The sequence below is a fragment of the Gilvibacter sp. CC01 genome (assembly GCF_055755295.1).
On record NZ_CM146909.1, the window covers coordinates 1,645,465 to 1,661,595 of the forward strand.

General features: G+C 43.9%; 15 protein-coding genes. 14 read left to right on the forward strand and 1 reads right to left on the reverse strand.

Annotated elements, in window-relative coordinates; genetic code table 11:
- The first annotated feature begins 51 nt into the window (after positions 1 to 51).
- The 3 genes from AC0J2F_RS07780 to AC0J2F_RS07790 all read left to right on the forward strand — a co-directional run bounded on the left by AC0J2F_RS07780 (position 52) and on the right by AC0J2F_RS07790 (position 3,631).
- Entirely contained in the window at positions 52 to 948 is an 897-nt protein-coding gene (locus tag AC0J2F_RS07780) for a T9SS type A sorting domain-containing protein (protein ID WP_473007158.1), read from the forward strand.
- Between the two features lie 112 nt (positions 949 to 1,060).
- The gene (locus AC0J2F_RS07785; RefSeq protein ID WP_473007159.1) at positions 1,061 to 2,632 is read left to right on the forward strand and encodes a LysM peptidoglycan-binding domain-containing protein; all 1,572 of its coding nucleotides are present in this window, start codon (positions 1,061 to 1,063) and stop codon (positions 2,630 to 2,632) included.
- A gap of 12 nt (positions 2,633 to 2,644) precedes the next feature.
- A complete protein-coding gene (locus AC0J2F_RS07790) occupies positions 2,645 to 3,631 on the forward strand; it encodes a DUF4837 family protein (protein ID WP_473007160.1) in 987 nt (328 codons plus the stop codon).
- Positions 3,632 to 3,674: 43 nt separating this feature from the next.
- Here AC0J2F_RS07790 and tatA read toward each other — a convergent pair whose 3' ends face one another.
- Positions 3,675 to 3,857: a twin-arginine translocase TatA/TatE family subunit gene (tatA, locus tag AC0J2F_RS07795; protein WP_087523836.1), complete on the reverse strand. Its 183-nt coding sequence runs from the start codon at positions 3,855 to 3,857 to the stop codon at positions 3,675 to 3,677.
- A gap of 114 nt (positions 3,858 to 3,971) precedes the next feature.
- Here tatA and AC0J2F_RS07800 point away from each other — a divergent pair, with 114 nt between their 5' ends.
- From AC0J2F_RS07800 to AC0J2F_RS07850, 11 genes are read left to right on the forward strand one after another with little or no spacing between them, the layout of a single operon-like run.
- Positions 3,972 to 4,838 carry a M23 family metallopeptidase gene (locus tag AC0J2F_RS07800; RefSeq protein ID WP_473007161.1) on the forward strand — a complete coding sequence of 289 codons (867 nt, stop codon included), beginning with the start codon at positions 3,972 to 3,974 and terminating at the stop codon, positions 4,836 to 4,838.
- 6 nt (positions 4,839 to 4,844) lie between these two features.
- On the forward strand, positions 4,845 to 6,338 hold the full coding sequence (locus AC0J2F_RS07805; protein WP_473007162.1) for a GH3 auxin-responsive promoter family protein: 1,494 nt from the start codon (positions 4,845 to 4,847) through the stop codon (positions 6,336 to 6,338).
- 27 nt (positions 6,339 to 6,365) lie between these two features.
- Positions 6,366 to 8,054, forward strand: coding sequence for a DUF6909 family protein (locus AC0J2F_RS07810; RefSeq protein WP_473007163.1), 1,689 nt, complete (start codon positions 6,366 to 6,368; stop codon positions 8,052 to 8,054).
- A gap of 6 nt (positions 8,055 to 8,060) precedes the next feature.
- Positions 8,061 to 9,053: a hypothetical protein gene (locus AC0J2F_RS07815; RefSeq protein WP_473007164.1), complete on the forward strand. Its 993-nt coding sequence runs from the start codon at positions 8,061 to 8,063 to the stop codon at positions 9,051 to 9,053.
- On the forward strand, positions 9,037 to 10,071 hold the full coding sequence (gene rfbB, locus AC0J2F_RS07820; RefSeq protein ID WP_473007165.1) for a dTDP-glucose 4,6-dehydratase: 1,035 nt from the start codon (positions 9,037 to 9,039) through the stop codon (positions 10,069 to 10,071). The genes AC0J2F_RS07815 and rfbB overlap by 17 nt, the downstream gene beginning before the upstream one ends.
- The gene (gene rfbA / locus AC0J2F_RS07825) at positions 10,068 to 10,925 is read left to right on the forward strand and encodes a glucose-1-phosphate thymidylyltransferase RfbA (RefSeq protein ID WP_473007166.1); all 858 of its coding nucleotides are present in this window, start codon (positions 10,068 to 10,070) and stop codon (positions 10,923 to 10,925) included. Before rfbB ends, rfbA begins: the two co-directional genes overlap by 4 nt.
- 1 nt (position 10,926) lies before the next feature.
- A complete protein-coding gene (rfbC, locus tag AC0J2F_RS07830; protein WP_473007167.1) occupies positions 10,927 to 11,472 on the forward strand; it encodes a dTDP-4-dehydrorhamnose 3,5-epimerase in 546 nt (181 codons plus the stop codon).
- Between the two features lie 7 nt (positions 11,473 to 11,479).
- Positions 11,480 to 12,337 (forward strand): dTDP-4-dehydrorhamnose reductase, encoded by an 858-nt coding sequence (gene rfbD, locus AC0J2F_RS07835; RefSeq protein WP_473007168.1) that lies wholly within the window; start codon positions 11,480 to 11,482, stop codon positions 12,335 to 12,337.
- Positions 12,330 to 13,457 carry a non-hydrolyzing UDP-N-acetylglucosamine 2-epimerase gene (gene wecB, locus AC0J2F_RS07840; RefSeq protein ID WP_473007169.1) on the forward strand — a complete coding sequence of 376 codons (1,128 nt, stop codon included), beginning with the start codon at positions 12,330 to 12,332 and terminating at the stop codon, positions 13,455 to 13,457. Before rfbD ends, wecB begins: the two co-directional genes overlap by 8 nt.
- A 1-nt stretch (position 13,458) precedes the next feature.
- Complete coding sequence (gene wecC / locus AC0J2F_RS07845; protein ID WP_473007170.1) at positions 13,459 to 14,664, forward strand: UDP-N-acetyl-D-mannosamine dehydrogenase; 1,206 nt, start codon at positions 13,459 to 13,461, stop codon at positions 14,662 to 14,664.
- Between the two features lie 15 nt (positions 14,665 to 14,679).
- Complete coding sequence (locus AC0J2F_RS07850; protein ID WP_473007171.1) at positions 14,680 to 16,119, forward strand: MBOAT family O-acyltransferase; 1,440 nt, start codon at positions 14,680 to 14,682, stop codon at positions 16,117 to 16,119.
- The last annotated feature ends 12 nt before the right edge of the window (positions 16,120 to 16,131 follow it).

Sequence of the window (16,131 nt, forward strand, 5' to 3'; positions counted from 1 at the left end):
AACCTTATATTATATCTTGACACTATATAATAGTAACCAATTTTTAAAAAGATGAAAAAAGCACTACTATTTTTTTCTGCAATTGCGGCTGTAAACCTTTCAACTGCACAAGTTGAATTATTAAGTAACGGCAGTTTTGAAGATGGGACTTTGGCGCCTTGGGCCATAGATGCTGTTAATGGCGTGGATGCAGGCGCTACTTCTTGTACAGAAAACTGGCGGGTACAGTCGGATTCCGTGGACCTTTGCTGTTGTCTGGCTGAGATAGGACCGTCCGACGGTTCTTTTGCAGCCTTTTCTTCTTTCGATTCAAATATTGACAATACCGAGTGGATATTGGAGCAGGTGGTCAGTATTCCGAGCACTATTGTCGCTGCAAGCTTTTCTTTTGACTTTACTGCGGAGTTTGATTTTGGTTTAGGAAATCCAATCACTGTGCCGCGCGAATTGCGCATTGACGTTTACAGAATGGACGGCACACCCTTATCTAATATCTGGACAGACACCTTTATTGGATCTGGCTTGTTAAGTGTCAACTATTCGGAAACCATTGATGTTAGCGGATTACTCTCTGGTGTAGAGGGCATGGATGCACGCATTAGAGTTACTGCAGTAATTCCTGAACCGGGAACAGGTCCGGGAAAGACCATGATAGATAATATGTCTTTTATTGTTGACGATGGTCTTAATGTAGACGAATTCGATCTTGAAAATGGCCTAATCATAAGCCCAAATCCATCTCACGGAGAATTTACACTTGATTATCAAGGGCGTGAGCAGCTGCAATCGGCAGTAATCTATGATATAACTGGAAAGCAGGTTGCTTCTTTTGATCTATCAGGAAGTGCTGGTCCTAAAGCGTTAAGTGCCGACTTACCGTCTGGGATGTATCTACTTAAGGTAGTCTCTGATAGCAGTTCAGCTACGCGGAAACTGATTATCAGATAAACACAAAAACCTATCAAAAACCCGCCTAATTGGCGGGTTTTATATTATAGGGCAGCAAAGAAACGTTAAACAATTGTGTTTGCCAGCGCGAATACTTATTTTGCACGATGATATGAGAGCCCTTATTCTATCTTTTTTGTTGCTGATTTTGGGCGCCGATGCTAGACTGAGCGCACAAGAGAATAGCGGTGTTCAAGGCCAGTTGCCACGAGACACCATTCAAGTTGTAGACACCCTGGTAACTGCAGTGAATCAGGGAGATTTTAGTAGCGTGGAATTCGCCACGGTTACAAAAGATTCTGTTATTTTCGACCTAAAGGACGACCCTTTAGCCAGTAAAATGGACAGTCTATGGTTGAGCGAACTGTCTAACAACACGCTTTACGAAGAGCTTTATACCACCATTACCGACCTCGACTACGAACCTGTCGAATACGAAGAGCTTCCCACAGAATTACTTAAAGAACGCCTAAAGGCCATAGACGCCAAAACGCCGTTCAATGTAGAATACAATCCGCAGCTAGAGAGCGTAATCAAATACTATTTGAAGAACAGGCGCAGATCTATGGGCAAACTCATGGCGCGTAGCAATTATTACTTCCCGATGTTTGAGGAGGCACTGAATCGTCATGAAATCCCCCTAGAACTCAAGTATCTTGCCATCGTAGAATCTGCCTTAGACCCTACCGCAAAATCTCGTGTTGGAGCCACTGGCTTGTGGCAATTCATGTTCACAACCGGCAAGATTTACGGTTTAGATGTGAGTTCCTATGTAGACGAACGTTCAGATCCTTTAATGGCCACAGAAGCGGCTTGTAAATACCTGAAGAGTCTTTATAATTCCTTTGAGGATTGGGACTTGGCGCTGGCAGCGTACAATTCTGGCCCTGGTAACGTATCTAAGGCCATCCGCAGATCAGGAGGTTATACCAATTATTGGAATATCAGAAATAATTTGCCACGAGAAACTGCAGGTTATCTGCCGAGCTTTTTAGCAACAATGTATCTGTTTGAATATGCCGAAGAGCACGGATTTAAACCGACTTTGCCAAGCACGCCCTATATTGCCACAGATACTATAAAGGTGAAGCAGCTCATTACTTTGGAGCAAGTATCTCGATACACCAATGTTCCCGTGGAACAATTGCAGTTCCTAAATCCGAGCTATTTTTTAGGCATTATTCCCGTGGTAAAGGATGAAAACTACGTTTTGCGATTGCCCGTTCAGGCAGTGGGTCCATTTGTTGCGAACGAAGACGCCATTTATGGTCTAGCAACCCAAGAGATCGCTCAGAGAGAAAAGCCCTTGCCGCAATTCGTAGCACAAGATGCGAAGATCCGATATCGTGTCCGCAGCGGTGATTATTTAGGAAAAATTGCAAAAAAATACGGGGTAGGTGTTTCGCAAATAAAGCGCTGGAACAACCTTAGAGGAGATAATTTAAGGGTAGGGCAAAGACTTACCATTTACCCCAGAAACCCAGGCAGATCAAGGGCTACGTCGACCACCACTACCCAGACCAATAGTCAAGGAGCAAAGGTCTACACCGTAAAGCAAGGAGACTCGCTTTGGAGTATAGCTCAAAAATTTCCTGGCGTTAGCGTGGAAAACATAAAATCTTGGAACGATATTAGCGGTAATGCTTTAAAACCCGGAATGAAACTTAAGGTCTCCAAGGGGTAAAAAAATCAAACAATGAAAATACGATACTTTTTAGCATTAGTGGGGCTGTTGGTTTTAGCCTCTTGCACAGATTCCAATAAGGAATCAGCCCGCATATACGCAGAATCTAACGGAAATATCAACAACCTACAGATCGTGATGTCTAACGAGCTTTGGGAAGGCCGAGTAGGGGAAGCAGTACGTTCGGTATTTGCTGCACCTGTAGATGGACTCCCTCAAGATGAACCGATGTTCAACATGAATCAGATCCCACCATCTGCTTTTTCAGGTTTTGCCAAGTACAACCGCACCTTTGTGCAGTTCACGCAATCTGACAGCACTTATGTGCGCTACGCCAAAAACCCATATGCCAAGCCACAACTCGGTGTTTTTGTTGGAGCTCCGGATAAGGATGCCCTCATTGCCCAGCTCAACGAAAAATCAGGAGACATCATTGCTGCTATAAAGGCGACCGAGATCACGGAAAAGCAGCGAAGAATCAATAAATCCCTTATGAACACGGCTCCATTGCAAGAAAAGATGGGGGTTAATATGCTAATTCCTACTGCCTACCGCTTGGCCAAACAAGAAGACAATTTCTTTTGGATCCGCAAGGACATTCGAACAGGCAGTTTGAATATCATAGCATATGAAGTAGGCTTAGACGCTATAGATCCGCAGGGAGAAGTGATCAACGACATTATAAAACTGCGCGATTCAATCGGCGGCGATAATGTTACTGTAGATGAAGGCGGACGTTTTATTACCGAAGAGGCCTATTCACCTTTTATTTTCGAAGCAGAGATCGATGGCCGATTTGCCTATGAGACCAAGGGAACATGGGAAGTACGCGATAAATGGATGGCCGGACCATTTGTAAACTACGCCATTAGAGATGAAGCGAACAATCGTTATCTGATCGTTGAAGGTTTCACCTTTGCCCCCTCTATAGATAAACGAGATTACCAGTTTGAACTTGAGGCGATATTAAAGTCGCTGAAGTTTGCCGACAAGTCATAAAAAAAGCCGCTTTAAAGCGGCTTTTCTATATATTTTCTCGGGATTATTCTTCTATCTTTTTATTGGAATCGTCCTCTTTGGAGGCGTCCTTGAATTCTTTGATTCCGCTTCCTAATCCACGCATGAGTTCTGGGATCTTACGGCCACCAAAAAGCAGCAATACCACTACTGCAATCAAAACTATTTGAGGCCAACCGATTGCCATTGGAATGAAAAGTGCGTTCATAGTCTTTGTATTATTGAACAAATGTAACAAGAATTCGTTAGAAAAAACGTTTTTATACCAACTTTAGCACTGGCTAGCACTGTTTAATTATCTTTGTCGGTAAGGGTCCGATTTATGAATAAGAAAGAATCAAGAAGACAACGAATTTCGCGCAAGTTGTTGTACAAATACCGACTGGTAGTGCTCAACGACGACACCTTTGAAGAACGATTCTCTTTTAAACTGAATCGGCTAAACGTCTTTGTTTTCTCAACTTTATTTGCGGTTTTTCTCATTGGGATCACCACTTTGATCATTGCATTTACACCCTTGCGGGAGTATATTCCGGGTTATTCGTCAACCTCACTGAAGAACAAGGCGACGTCTTTGGCGTATACCACAGACTCCTTGCAACAGGTAGTTTCTATGAACCAGCAGTATATTGCTTCTATAAGACGCGTGTTGAGTGGCGATGTATCTACGGTAGATTTTAATAGGGATTCTATTATTGAAGCGGCCAAAATAGACCTCTCAGAGGTGAACTTACACGCTTCTAAGGCAGATTCACTGCTACGCGATCAAGTAGAGCAAGAAGACAAGTACAACATTTTTGAGGCAGACAACAAAAAGAACTTTGTGCTCTTCCCTCCAGTGAACGGAACCCTCACAGATGCTTATGATCCTAATGCCAAGCATTTTGCTGTAGATATCGTTGCCGCCAAAGATGCTCCTGTTAAGGCGGTTGCAGACGGCACCGTGATCTTTGCCAGTTGGACAACAGATACAGGATATGTAATGATAATCGATCACGGAAACAATTTGATCTCCGCCTATAAACACAACTCCTCTTTGAGTAAGCAGCAGGGAGACCTGGTTAGTTCTGGTGAAGTAATTGGAATAGTGGGTAATACCGGAGAACTCTCTACAGGACCGCATTTACATTTTGAACTTTGGAGTGATGGATACCCCATTGATCCTTCGCAATTCATAGACTTTGACTAAGGCCCTATGTCGCTAAAATCATTTGCAGCAAAATTACTTGCCAAAAAGGTAAAACGAGACATAAACCGATGGTCTGCGGCACCAAGGCAGTATCAAATGGAGGTTTTGAAAAACCTATTGGAAACTGCCAAGGGAACAGTTTTTGGACGCGATCACGATTTTGAGAACATAAACAATCACCGCGAATTCGCTGCCAAGGTACCCGTTAGAGACTATGAAGCCCTGCGGACTTATGTAGACCGAGTAGTGGCCGGTGAGGCAGATGTACTCTGGCCAGGGAAACCCCTCTATTTTGCCAAGACCTCTGGAACCACCTCCGGAGCAAAGTATATTCCTATTACCGAAGTCTCTATGCCCGAGCACATCAAGGCAGCAAGAAACGCCATTCTTTGTTATATCGCAGAGACCGGAAAAGCAGACTTTGTGGATGGCAAAATGATCTTTTTGCAGGGCAGCCCAGAAATGGCAACCAAGAACGGTATACAAACAGGACGACTTTCGGGCATTGTGGCCCATTATGTGCCGTCTTATTTACAAAAGAACCGCATGCCAAGCTGGGAGACCAATTGCATAGACGACTGGGAAACCAAGGTCGATGCCATAGTTGCGGAAACCCTACCCGAAGATATGCGCGTTATAAGCGGTATTCCATCTTGGGTACAGATGTATTTTGAACGTTTGATCGCTAAAGGCGGAAAGCCAGTTGGCGAGCTCTTCCCGAATTTCAAGCTCTTTATTTACGGCGGAGTAAATTTTGCTCCCTACAAGGCGCGTTTTGAAGAACTTATTGGCAGAAAAGTGCCCAGTATAGAGCTGTATCCGGCTTCGGAAGGGTTTTTTGCCTATCAGGATAGTCAAGACCAGCAGGGAATGCTGTTACTGCTAAATGCTGGGATATTCTACGAGTTTATTAAAGCGGAGGAGTTCTTCGAAGACAACCCCAAGCGCGTTCCCGTGTGGGAAGTTGAATTGGGAGTGAACTATGTGATGATTATCTCTACTACCGCTGGACTTTGGGCGTATAATTTAGGTGATACGGTACAATTCACCAGCCTTAAACCTTATCGTGTCATAGTTTCCGGACGCATCAAACACTTTATTTCGGCCTTTGGCGAACACGTTATTGGTAAAGAGGTGGAACAGGCCATGAAGGTGGCCATAGACACTTTTGGCCTTAAGATCAACGAGTTCACCGTTGCGCCACAGATCAATCCAGATTCTGGTCTGCCGTATCACGAGTGGTTGGTAGAGGCAGAATCCTTACCGGACGATCTGCAGGCCGTTGCGCGCTGTCTGGACAAAGAACTACAAGCACAGAACACCTATTATGCGGATCTTTTAGAAGGTTCAATTTTAAGAACCCTGGTTATTACTCCCTTAAAACCGGGAAGTTTTAATGCTCACATGAAGCAAGAAGGGAAATTAGGAGGTCAGAATAAGATCCCTCGCCTATCGAATGACCGTAAAATAGCAGACGCCTTATTGAGGCTGCAAGGCTAATTTCTGTATCTTTGGCCCAAAATCGGTATGGCAGTTAACCCAACGCTAGAACGTACAAGAGCCCAAGAAAGTACAGCGGCAATAGAGCGCATGTATATTACCATGCGTCACTTATTTAACCGTGGTTTCTACAAACCCATGGGCGTTTCTGGAGAAACACTTCGCGATTCCTTATTGACCTTACAACCGGAGATCTATGGCTCCATCGCAGATGAGAAAATAGAGCTCAATGGCTTGTTGTATGTTATGGATAGGCTTCCCTATGGGATAGAAGAATGTAGCTACATCAACTTAACCAGTAATGAGGGCTATGCGAACTCGCACTTTAAACCTATAGTTCCGGCAAAACGCCGCAGAAACTGTTATCGTATAGATAAAGAGCAAATGAATATCGAGGTTACTCGAGGCCGCTCAGAGATCTACGATATCTTGACGCACCTAACCTTCTTGTATATAGAATCACACAAGATCATGGAGCGCGTCCTAATTGACGATGAGGGCGAATACATCCGCGATTGGAAAAAGGTGGAAGAAGCCGTGGCTAAGAATGCAAAATTGAGCCAGGTAGATAAAGAGATAGCCATTACACATATTGCGAATATCCTTGGACGTACTTTCGAAGAGGTGAACAATATTTACAGCAGTTTTAGCTGTAAGGAGAATCCGAACAGATTCATCAGCATCATTTATCACCTCGGTAAATTGGCCTTGGACGAACATCTGAATAAAACCAAGCGCCTAATCACTTTTTCACCTGTTTTACGAGAAAGACTCGGACATCACATTCACGGAGAAAGGTGGGCAGATAATATTAAAAAAGAACTCTTTAGTCGCGATTGGCTCAAGCGTCCAATTCACATTATAAGCGCTAATATGCACTCGGTTATGAATACGCTTTACGCCAAACGTGCTTTACCTGCTGAATTCGCTAAAAAATCTGCCTTAGAGGTCTATCAGTCCCTCAGCAAAGAAGAAAGTAAAACCTCAAGGGCAAAGGTTTACAAAAAGGCACAGCAGGAAGGTATGATCTATCTTAAGGACAGCAGTGGCACCAATATCGATGTGCAGATCTTTGATCTGGAGTCTTATCCAGACTACACTCCTGCCGCGACAGACGCAACCTCAGCAGAAAAGCTGCATCCAATAATCGTGGTTATGGATTACGCCTTTGGCGAACAGGCTTACGAAACCATGGACGAGCTTCTAAAACCCTACAAATGTGAGCAAGGCAAAAAGCACTTCTTAAACGTAGAATCCGTATCCATTATGGGGAAAGCGGGGATTTTAGAAGGTGACAAAGGCGATATTATGATTCCTTCTGCACACATTTTTGAAGGAACAGCAGACAATTATCCCTTTAAAAACCGTTTAAAGAAGGCCATGTTTGCAGACGACGATGTCAAAGTATGTACCGGGGCTATGATCACAGTTTTAGGAACATCCTTGCAGAATAAAGATATTTTGCAGTTCTTTTACGAATCAACTTGGAATGTGATCGGCCTGGAAATGGAAGGTGCGCATTATCAGAAAGCCATTCAATCTGCATCTAAAATAAGAGGCAGTATAGGCAAAAAAGTAAAGGTGAATTACGCGTATTACGCTTCAGATAATCCACTAAAAACAGGAAGCACTTTGGCTTCTGGCGGTTTGGGAACAACGGGAGTAAAACCCACTTATCTGATCACAGAAAAAATATTGGAACAAATATTAAGCTAACTAACAATGAGTAACAACCAACACCTGTCTGACGAAATAGATCTGGGATATCTATTCAACGCTGTTGGAAAGTCTTATCGAAACACAGTTCGATTAGGTTTTTCGGCCATAGATTTCTTGTTGAAGTACTGGTATATTGCATTGATTTTAATTGTGGGAGGAGCCGCTGGAGGCTATTTCTGGCAACAATCTGAGGCTCGAGGGAAAACAGCGAAAGTCTTGGTACGAGTTAATTTTGACGGCGCAGGGTATTTGTACCAGACCGTTGAACTGATGCAGAAAAAGATAGACCAAAGCGATAAGGCCTTTATGGAGGCTGTGGGTCTTGATATGGAAGATCCTGAGTTAATAAGCATCGCTGTGACCCCAGTGGTCAGAATGCAAGACATAGTGAGTCGTTTCGAAGATAGCAACCGCAGCTTGGAGTCTGTTTTAAAGAATGTTGAGTTTGAAGAAGATGACGAGTTTGCACTTTACAAAACATTCGATACGGATTATCGATACCACAACCTTGAAGTTGGTTTTAAAGCGAACGGAAAAGAGCAGATCATCAGCGCTCTTCTCGCGTATATAAACAATAATCCTGCCATTGAGCAAATGCGTGAGATGTCTGTAAACAATTTGCAGGATCAATTGCGCTCTAAGCAAGAAACGGTTATGCAAATAGACACGCTGATCAAAGAGCTTAGAGACGCCACCAAGAAACAAACCTCTGGTAGCGGAACGCTGATCGTTGAAAAAGATGACGATTTTGACCAACTGATACGCTCTAAGGTGGAAATCCAAAATGAAATAAAATTGCTAAGAGAGGAGCTCATTTTAACCGAGCAGACGGTGGTGCCTATGTCTAACTTGGCGGTATATCCGGCAGATCGCAGTTTTGCTGAACGCAGAATGATCATGCTTCCAGTTGTATTGTTCGGTGGTTTTTGCTTGCTAGCATTTTTCAGATTCATGTATGTTCGATTAAGACGCATTGCCGATGCCCCAGAACAGTAAAGCCATACTGGTTACTGGTGGCGCAGGATTCATTGGGTCGAATTACATTAAAATGCTGCTCGAGACTACGGACTTAACTGTGGTCAACTTAGACAAACTAACCTATGCAGGAGATCTAAGAAACCTCGAATTTGCCGAATCTAATCCTAATTATCACTTTGTAGAAGGTGACATCTGTGATGCCACTTTGGTTGATTCCTTATTCTCAGAATACGGTTTTGCGTGGGTAGTTCATTTTGCCGCGGAGTCTCATGTAGATAACTCCATTTCTAATCCGGATGCCTTTGTACAAACCAATGTGGTAGGCACACATCGCTTGTTGCAAGTTGCTTTCAAGCATTGGATGGATGCGCCCAACAAGTTCAAGTCGGGCTGTGAGAACGCTCGTTTTTTACACGTTTCTACCGATGAGGTTTACGGAACCTTAGGCGCAGAAGGCTTGTTTACCGAACAAACACCTTACGCCCCCAACAGTCCCTACAGTGCTTCAAAAGCCGCTTCTGATATGTTGGTGCGCAGCTATTTTCACACCTATGGTTTCCCAGCGGTTACAACCAATTGTTCTAACAATTACGGACCCCATCAGCACAGTGAAAAACTCATCCCAACTATAATTCGTTCTGCTATTTCAGGGAAGAATATCCCAATCTACGGAGACGGTCAAAACATTCGCGATTGGCTTTATGTGGCGGACCATTGCAGCGGCGTACATCGGGCCTTAGAAAATGGTAGACTCGGTGAAACTTACAATATTGGCGGCAAGAACGAAAGAAACAATTTGTATATCGCCAATTATATCTGTGAACTGCTGGATCAAAAAGTTCCACGAGAGGACGGGCAGTCGTACAAATCGCAGATCAGTTTTGTGACTGACAGACCAGGACATGATTTTAGATATGCCATAGACGCCTCCAAAATAACAACAGAGTTGGGTTGGGAAGCACAAGAGCATTTTGAATCGGGTATGGACAAAACCTTGAACTGGTATTTAAACCACAAAAACAGACTTGGACTATGAAAGGGATTATATTAGCCGGAGGCTCCGGTACGCGCTTACATCCACTAACCATAGCGGTGAGTAAGCAACTTATGCCGGTTTATGACAAGCCCATGATCTACTATCCGCTGAGCACTTTGATGTACGCGGGGATTTGTGAGATTTTGATCATTTCAACTCCGAAAGACCTTCCGCTATTCAAGACCCTTTTGGGAGATGGTAAACAACTCGGTTGTTCTTTTAGTTATGCCACACAGGCGGAACCCAAAGGTTTGGCAGAAGCGTTTATAATCGGCGAACAGTTTATTGGCGATGACAAGGTAGCCCTTATTTTGGGTGATAACATATTTTACGGCAGCGGCCTTAAAGAACTCTTACAGGCCAATAATGATCCGCAGGGAGGAATTATATACGCCTATCACGTGAACGATCCGCAGCGTTACGGAGTGGTCGATTTTGATGTAGCTGGCAAAGCTGTGAGCATAGAAGAAAAACCGGCAAAACCTAAATCTAACTACGCCGTTCCTGGAATCTATTTCTACGATAATCGCGTGGTAGAAATTGCAAAGAATATTCAGCCAAGTGCGCGCGGCGAATTGGAGATCACAGACGTGAACAATGTGTATTTACAAGATGGGCAATTGCAAGTTGCGGTATTGGACAAAGGAACCGCTTGGTTAGATACTGGAACCTTCGAATCGCTTATGCAGGCAAGTCAGTTCGTTGAGGTTATTGAACAGCGACAAGGCCTTAAAATTGGGGCCATAGAAGAGGCGGCTTACCAGATGAAATACATCGATAAGGCGCAATTGCAAAAATTGGCCGAACCCTTGGTAAAAAGTGGTTACGGAAATTATCTAATGCAGCTGGACTAGAATGAAAGTTGATAAGACTCCAATAAAAGACTGTTTTTTGATCACTCCTGAGGTTTATGAGGATGAGCGCGGTTATTTCTGCGAAACCTTTCACCAAGAGAAATTTCAGGCCCAAACAGGGATTCAAACCTCCTTTGTACAAGACAATCAATCACGATCTACTAAGGGTGTGCTGCGTGGATTGCATTTTCAAAATGCTCCCCATCAGCAAGCCAAATTGGTACGCGTTGTCAAAGGCCAAGTATTAGATGTTGTGGTAGATCTGCGCAAAGACTCGCCGAGTTTTGGACAGCATTACAGTGCAATTCTGGATCAAGAAAACAAGCAACAGCTTTATATCCCACGAGGCTGTGCTCATGGGTTCATTACCTTATCAGATAGCTCGATATTTGCCTATAAGTGCGATGCCTTTTACAATCGTGAAGCAGATTCAGGAATTCGATATGATGACGCAACCTTAGGCATAGATTGGCGTCTACCCAAAGACGAAATGATCATTTCTGAGAAAGATCAGAATTTGCCTTATTTCGACCCGACTAACTTCTAATTCCAAAATGACAGCAAAGCGCATACTTGTTACTGGAGCTTCTGGTCAACTTGGCCGATGTTTACAGGCCACTGTGACAAAGGATTTGGCTTCTAAAGTGCTGTGGACGGATCGCGACCAGCTTGACCTTACAAAATCCGAAGAGATAGCGAAGCTTTTCAAACAGCATAAATTTGATTACTGCATTAATACAGCAGCTTACACGGCGGTAGATAAAGCCGAATCCGAACGGGATGCTGCCTTTGCAGTGAACGCCTTTGCTGTGGCTAAACTGGGAGAAATTTGTGCCGCACATAACACAACGCTAATACATCCTTCTACGGACTATGTTTTTGGGGGAACCGCTTCGGCACCTTATCGAGAAGATCAGTCGGTAGCACCCATCAATGTTTATGGGGCTTCTAAAGAAGCAGGCGAATCTGCTATTCGTTCAAAATTACCAGAGCATTTTATAGTCAGAACCTCTTGGCTTTACAGCCCTTATGGACATAACTTTTACCGATCTATTAGACAAAAACTAGAGGACGGACAAACCTTAAGCATAACCACAGATCAAACAGGGACTCCGACCAACGGTTTAGACTTTGCAGGTTTTATCTGGACCTTAATTAGCGAGAATCACAAGCAATACGGAACTTATCATTACAGCAATACCGGTCAGGCCACCTGGTATGAATTTGCCTCGGCTATCGCTGCCGGCTTATCAAAAAAGCACGAGAATCAAGTTGGGGCAACGGCGCATTATGCTACATTTGCAGCGCGCCCAGCCTACAGCGTTTTAAGCAAGGAAAAGATCAAAGAGGTCTTTGGCGTGAATCCCCCGGAGTGGAAAGCCAGTCTGCATCAACTAATGAACCATGACTAAAAGCCGTCATTTAATTGTTTTTGGAACCCGTCCGGAGGCCATAAAAATGGCTCCCTTGGTACACCACGCCCTTGGCCAGACCAATTGGGAGGTAAAAGTGTGCGTGACAGGACAACACCGCGAGATGTTAGATCAGGTACTTGACTTCTTTGCTATAAGCCCTGATTTTGACCTGAACCTAATGCGCCCGAATCAGAATTTGTATAGCCTTACTGCGGATATAATCACGAGTTTAAAACCGGTTTTGGAAAAGTTTAATCCGGATTACGTTTACGTACACGGTGATACAACAACATCAACGGCTGCAGGAATAGCAGCCTTTTACAGTGGGGCTAAAGTTTGTCACGTGGAAGCAGGCCTGAGAACCTTTAACAGGCAATATCCTTTTCCAGAGGAGTTCAACAGGACCCTAACAGGCAAGATTGCAGATTATCATTTTGCGCCTACACCAACCTCTGCAGCAAACTTAAAAAGAGAAAACACAGCCGAATCTGCCATTTGTATTACCGGAAATACGGTGATAGACGCTTTGTTCAAAGGTTTGGAAATTGTGGAACAACCCAATTATTCCAACTCGGAAATTGAACAGCTTAAAGGGCTGCTGGATCCGCAGAAACGCTTGATACTGATCACTGGCCACCGTAGAGAAAATCACGGAGATGGTCTGGAGGCCATTTGTAAATCCTTAAGTCAGATCGCTTCGGCCAATGCGGATGTAGAGCTGATCTATCCGGTACATTTGAACCCGAACGTAAAAGGCCCTGTTAATGAATACCTCCAAGATATTTCTAATATTCATTTGGTAGATCCTTTGGCATATCCTGCCTTTATTTGGCTGATGAAGCGTTCGCATATCATCATTACCGACAGCGGAGGAATCCAAGAAGAGGCCCCGAGTTTGGGCAAACCGGTCTTAGTGACTCGCACCACAACCGAACGCCCTGAGGCTGTAGAGGCTGGTACGGTATTGTTGGTCGGTACCGATGTGAATCTTATCGTTGCTGAAACGCAGAAGCTCTTAGACGATCCGCAGCAATACAAGAAGTTAAGCCAATTGCACAACCCTTACGGAGACGGAAAGGCCTGTGAAAGAATTGTTAGTTTTATGAACCAAATATAACATGGCACATAAACCAAAAGTAGTAATGATGGGCTTGGGCTATATTGGCCTGCCTACCGCCGCACTAATTGCCAGCCGAGGCTTGGAAGTGATAGGCGTAGATATACATCAGCACGTGGTAGACACCATTAACCGCGGGCAGATTCATATTGTAGAACCAGACCTAGACGGTTTGGTGCATCATGTAGTGCACAAAGGACATTTGCGTGCTACAACCCAACCAGAAGAGGCAGATGTCTATTTAATTGCCGTTCCTACGCCATTTAAAGACGATCACGTGCCCGATCTTAGTTTTGTGACCGCTGCCACCGAAAAGATAATTCCAACGCTTAAAAAGGGCGCTCTAGTGATTTTAGAGTCTACTTCTCCGGTTGGAACCACGGAGAAGATGCGAGCCTTGATCCATGACAGACGTCCGGAACTAAATGGCGATGTCTATATGGCCTATTGTCCGGAGCGTGTATTACCTGGAAATGTTTTACACGAACTCAAGCACAACGACCGCGCAATTGGCGGAATTGACGAGCAGTCTACCCAAAAGGCAATTGCCTTTTACAAACACTTTGTGGTAGGAGACCTGCACCCGACCAATGCCAAGACCGCAGAGATGGTTAAGTTGGTGGAGAATGCCTCTAGGGATAACCAGATCGCTTTTGCCAATGAACTTTCTATGATCTGTGATAAGGCTGGGATTGATGTTTGGGAGATGATCGCTTTGGCAAATAAACACCCAAGGGTGAACATTTTACGCCCAGGAACGGGAGTAGGAGGGCACTGTATTGCTGTAGACCCTTGGTTTATTGTTTCGGAATTCCCAGAGGAGAGTAAGATAATTCGCAAGTCTCGCGAGGTGAATAATTACAAGACTGAGTGGGTTATTGAGAAAATAAAGAACAAAGCGCTCGCCTTTAAAATTGAGCATAAACGCGAACCAGTCATTGCCTGTATGGGCTTGGCTTTTAAACCCGATATTGACGATCTAAGAGAGTCGCCCGCACTTTATGTGACCGATACACTTATAGCCGAAGGTCACCAGGTCTTACAAGTAGAACCGAATTTGCAAAACAGTCATGGGCGTGAGCTCACTGAAGCATCTGATGCAGTCAAGCAAGCCGATATTATTGTTTTCTTGGTTGGGCATAAAGGGTTTCGATCTCTGCAAATTGTAGATAAAAAGCAGAAACTAGACTTTGTAGGCATGCTCTAAAATTTACCAGCGCCCGTGTTATTCAATTCAATTGACTTTGCCATTTTCTTTCCAGTATTCTTTGTGCTGTACTGGTTGGTCGCCAAGCAATTGACCTTGAGAAATATCTTGATCCTCGGAGCCAGCTATCTCTTTTACGGCTGGTGGGATTGGCGCTTTTTGTTCCTGATCATTTTTAGCTCTTTTGTCGATTTTTTTGTTGGCAAAGCCCTGGGTGAATCCGTAAAAAAACCCAAAAGAAAAGCCCTGCTCTTAGTTAGTTTGGTCTCTAACTTAGGACTGCTGGTCTACTTCAAGTACGCCAATTTCTTTATCGATTCTTTTGTGCAGAGCTTTCGCTTTTTTGGAGGCGAGATTCAAGCGACAACCCTAGACATAATTTTACCGGTTGGTATAAGTTTCTACACCTTTCAAACCCTGAGCTACACCATCGACATCTATTACGGGAAGATCAAACCGACGCGGAACATATTGGCTTTCTTCTCTTTTGTGGCCTTCTTTCCACAATTGGTGGCCGGGCCTATTGAACGTGCAAAACACCTGTTGCCACAATTTTTTGTGACCCATAAATTCAATTATAAATATGCGCGCACTGGCCTACTATTGATGGCTTTCGGACTGTTCAAAAAAATGGTCATTGCAGATCGTTTGGGTATTTTGGTAAATCAGGTTTATAATGATCCGGAGAGCTATGGTGGAGGCGCATTAGTAGTGGCCACTATAGCTTTTGCATTTCAGATCTACTGCGATTTCTCTGGTTACAGTGATATTGCAATTGGAGCAGCGCGCACGCTAGGTTTTGATTTAATGAAGAACTTTGACGCCCCATATTTTTCTAAATCGATCACAGAATTCTGGAGGCGTTGGCACATTTCACTTTCGACATGGTTTAGAGACTATGTTTACATTCCGCTAGGCGGAAGTCGTAAGAAAGAGTTGCGTGTGTACACCAATTTATTCATAGTGTTTTTGGTCAGTGGACTTTGGCACGGAGCAGCTATTACTTTTATTATCTGGGGAGCTATTCACGGACTCTTCATTGTTTTGGAAAAGGCCATGAGTAATCACGGCTTAAAGCTAAGTCGCAAGGGCATTGTTGGCACCTTAGTGTTCATTCCACTCACTTTTGTAATAGCCACCTTTGCCTGGATATTCTTTAGGGCCAACAGCACGGCGGATGCGCTTTATGTGGCTGGGGGAATCTTCGACTGGTCCAAGGAGACCAATTATTTTGACTTAGGGTTGATAAAGCCTGAATTTTATGCTGGCCTTATAGCGATTGTGTTACTGTTGATTTTCGATGCTGTCCATCGCAGATTTAACGCAGTCAAGATCTTAGACAAGCTGCCATTTTTTATTCGTCCTGTTTTCTACGCCATAGTTGTGTTTGTCATATTGATTTTTGGGATTTACGGGGAAGACGGAGTATCTGAATTCATCTATTTTCAGTTCTGATGGGAGTTAGAT

Bases quoted from the DNA above. Each gene is read 5' to 3' on its own strand.
- AC0J2F_RS07780 (WP_473007158.1), top strand. From the start codon at position 52: ATGAAAAAAGCACTACTATTTTTTTCTGCAATTGCGGCTGTAAACCTT.
- AC0J2F_RS07785 (WP_473007159.1), top strand. From the start codon at position 1,061: ATGAGAGCCCTTATTCTATCTTTTTTGTTGCTGATTTTGGGCGCCGAT.
- AC0J2F_RS07790 (WP_473007160.1), top strand. From the start codon at position 2,645: ATGAAAATACGATACTTTTTAGCATTAGTGGGGCTGTTGGTTTTAGCC.
- tatA (WP_087523836.1), bottom strand. From the start codon at position 3,857: ATGAACGCACTTTTCATTCCAATGGCAATCGGTTGGCCTCAAATAGTT.
- AC0J2F_RS07800 (WP_473007161.1), top strand. From the start codon at position 3,972: ATGAATAAGAAAGAATCAAGAAGACAACGAATTTCGCGCAAGTTGTTG.
- AC0J2F_RS07805 (WP_473007162.1), top strand. From the start codon at position 4,845: ATGTCGCTAAAATCATTTGCAGCAAAATTACTTGCCAAAAAGGTAAAA.
- AC0J2F_RS07810 (WP_473007163.1), top strand. From the start codon at position 6,366: ATGGCAGTTAACCCAACGCTAGAACGTACAAGAGCCCAAGAAAGTACA.
- AC0J2F_RS07815 (WP_473007164.1), top strand. From the start codon at position 8,061: ATGAGTAACAACCAACACCTGTCTGACGAAATAGATCTGGGATATCTA.
- rfbB (WP_473007165.1), top strand. From the start codon at position 9,037: ATGCCCCAGAACAGTAAAGCCATACTGGTTACTGGTGGCGCAGGATTC.
- rfbA (WP_473007166.1), top strand. From the start codon at position 10,068: ATGAAAGGGATTATATTAGCCGGAGGCTCCGGTACGCGCTTACATCCA.
- rfbC (WP_473007167.1), top strand. From the start codon at position 10,927: ATGAAAGTTGATAAGACTCCAATAAAAGACTGTTTTTTGATCACTCCT.
- rfbD (WP_473007168.1), top strand. From the start codon at position 11,480: ATGACAGCAAAGCGCATACTTGTTACTGGAGCTTCTGGTCAACTTGGC.
- wecB (WP_473007169.1), top strand. From the start codon at position 12,330: ATGACTAAAAGCCGTCATTTAATTGTTTTTGGAACCCGTCCGGAGGCC.
- wecC (WP_473007170.1), top strand. From the start codon at position 13,459: ATGGCACATAAACCAAAAGTAGTAATGATGGGCTTGGGCTATATTGGC.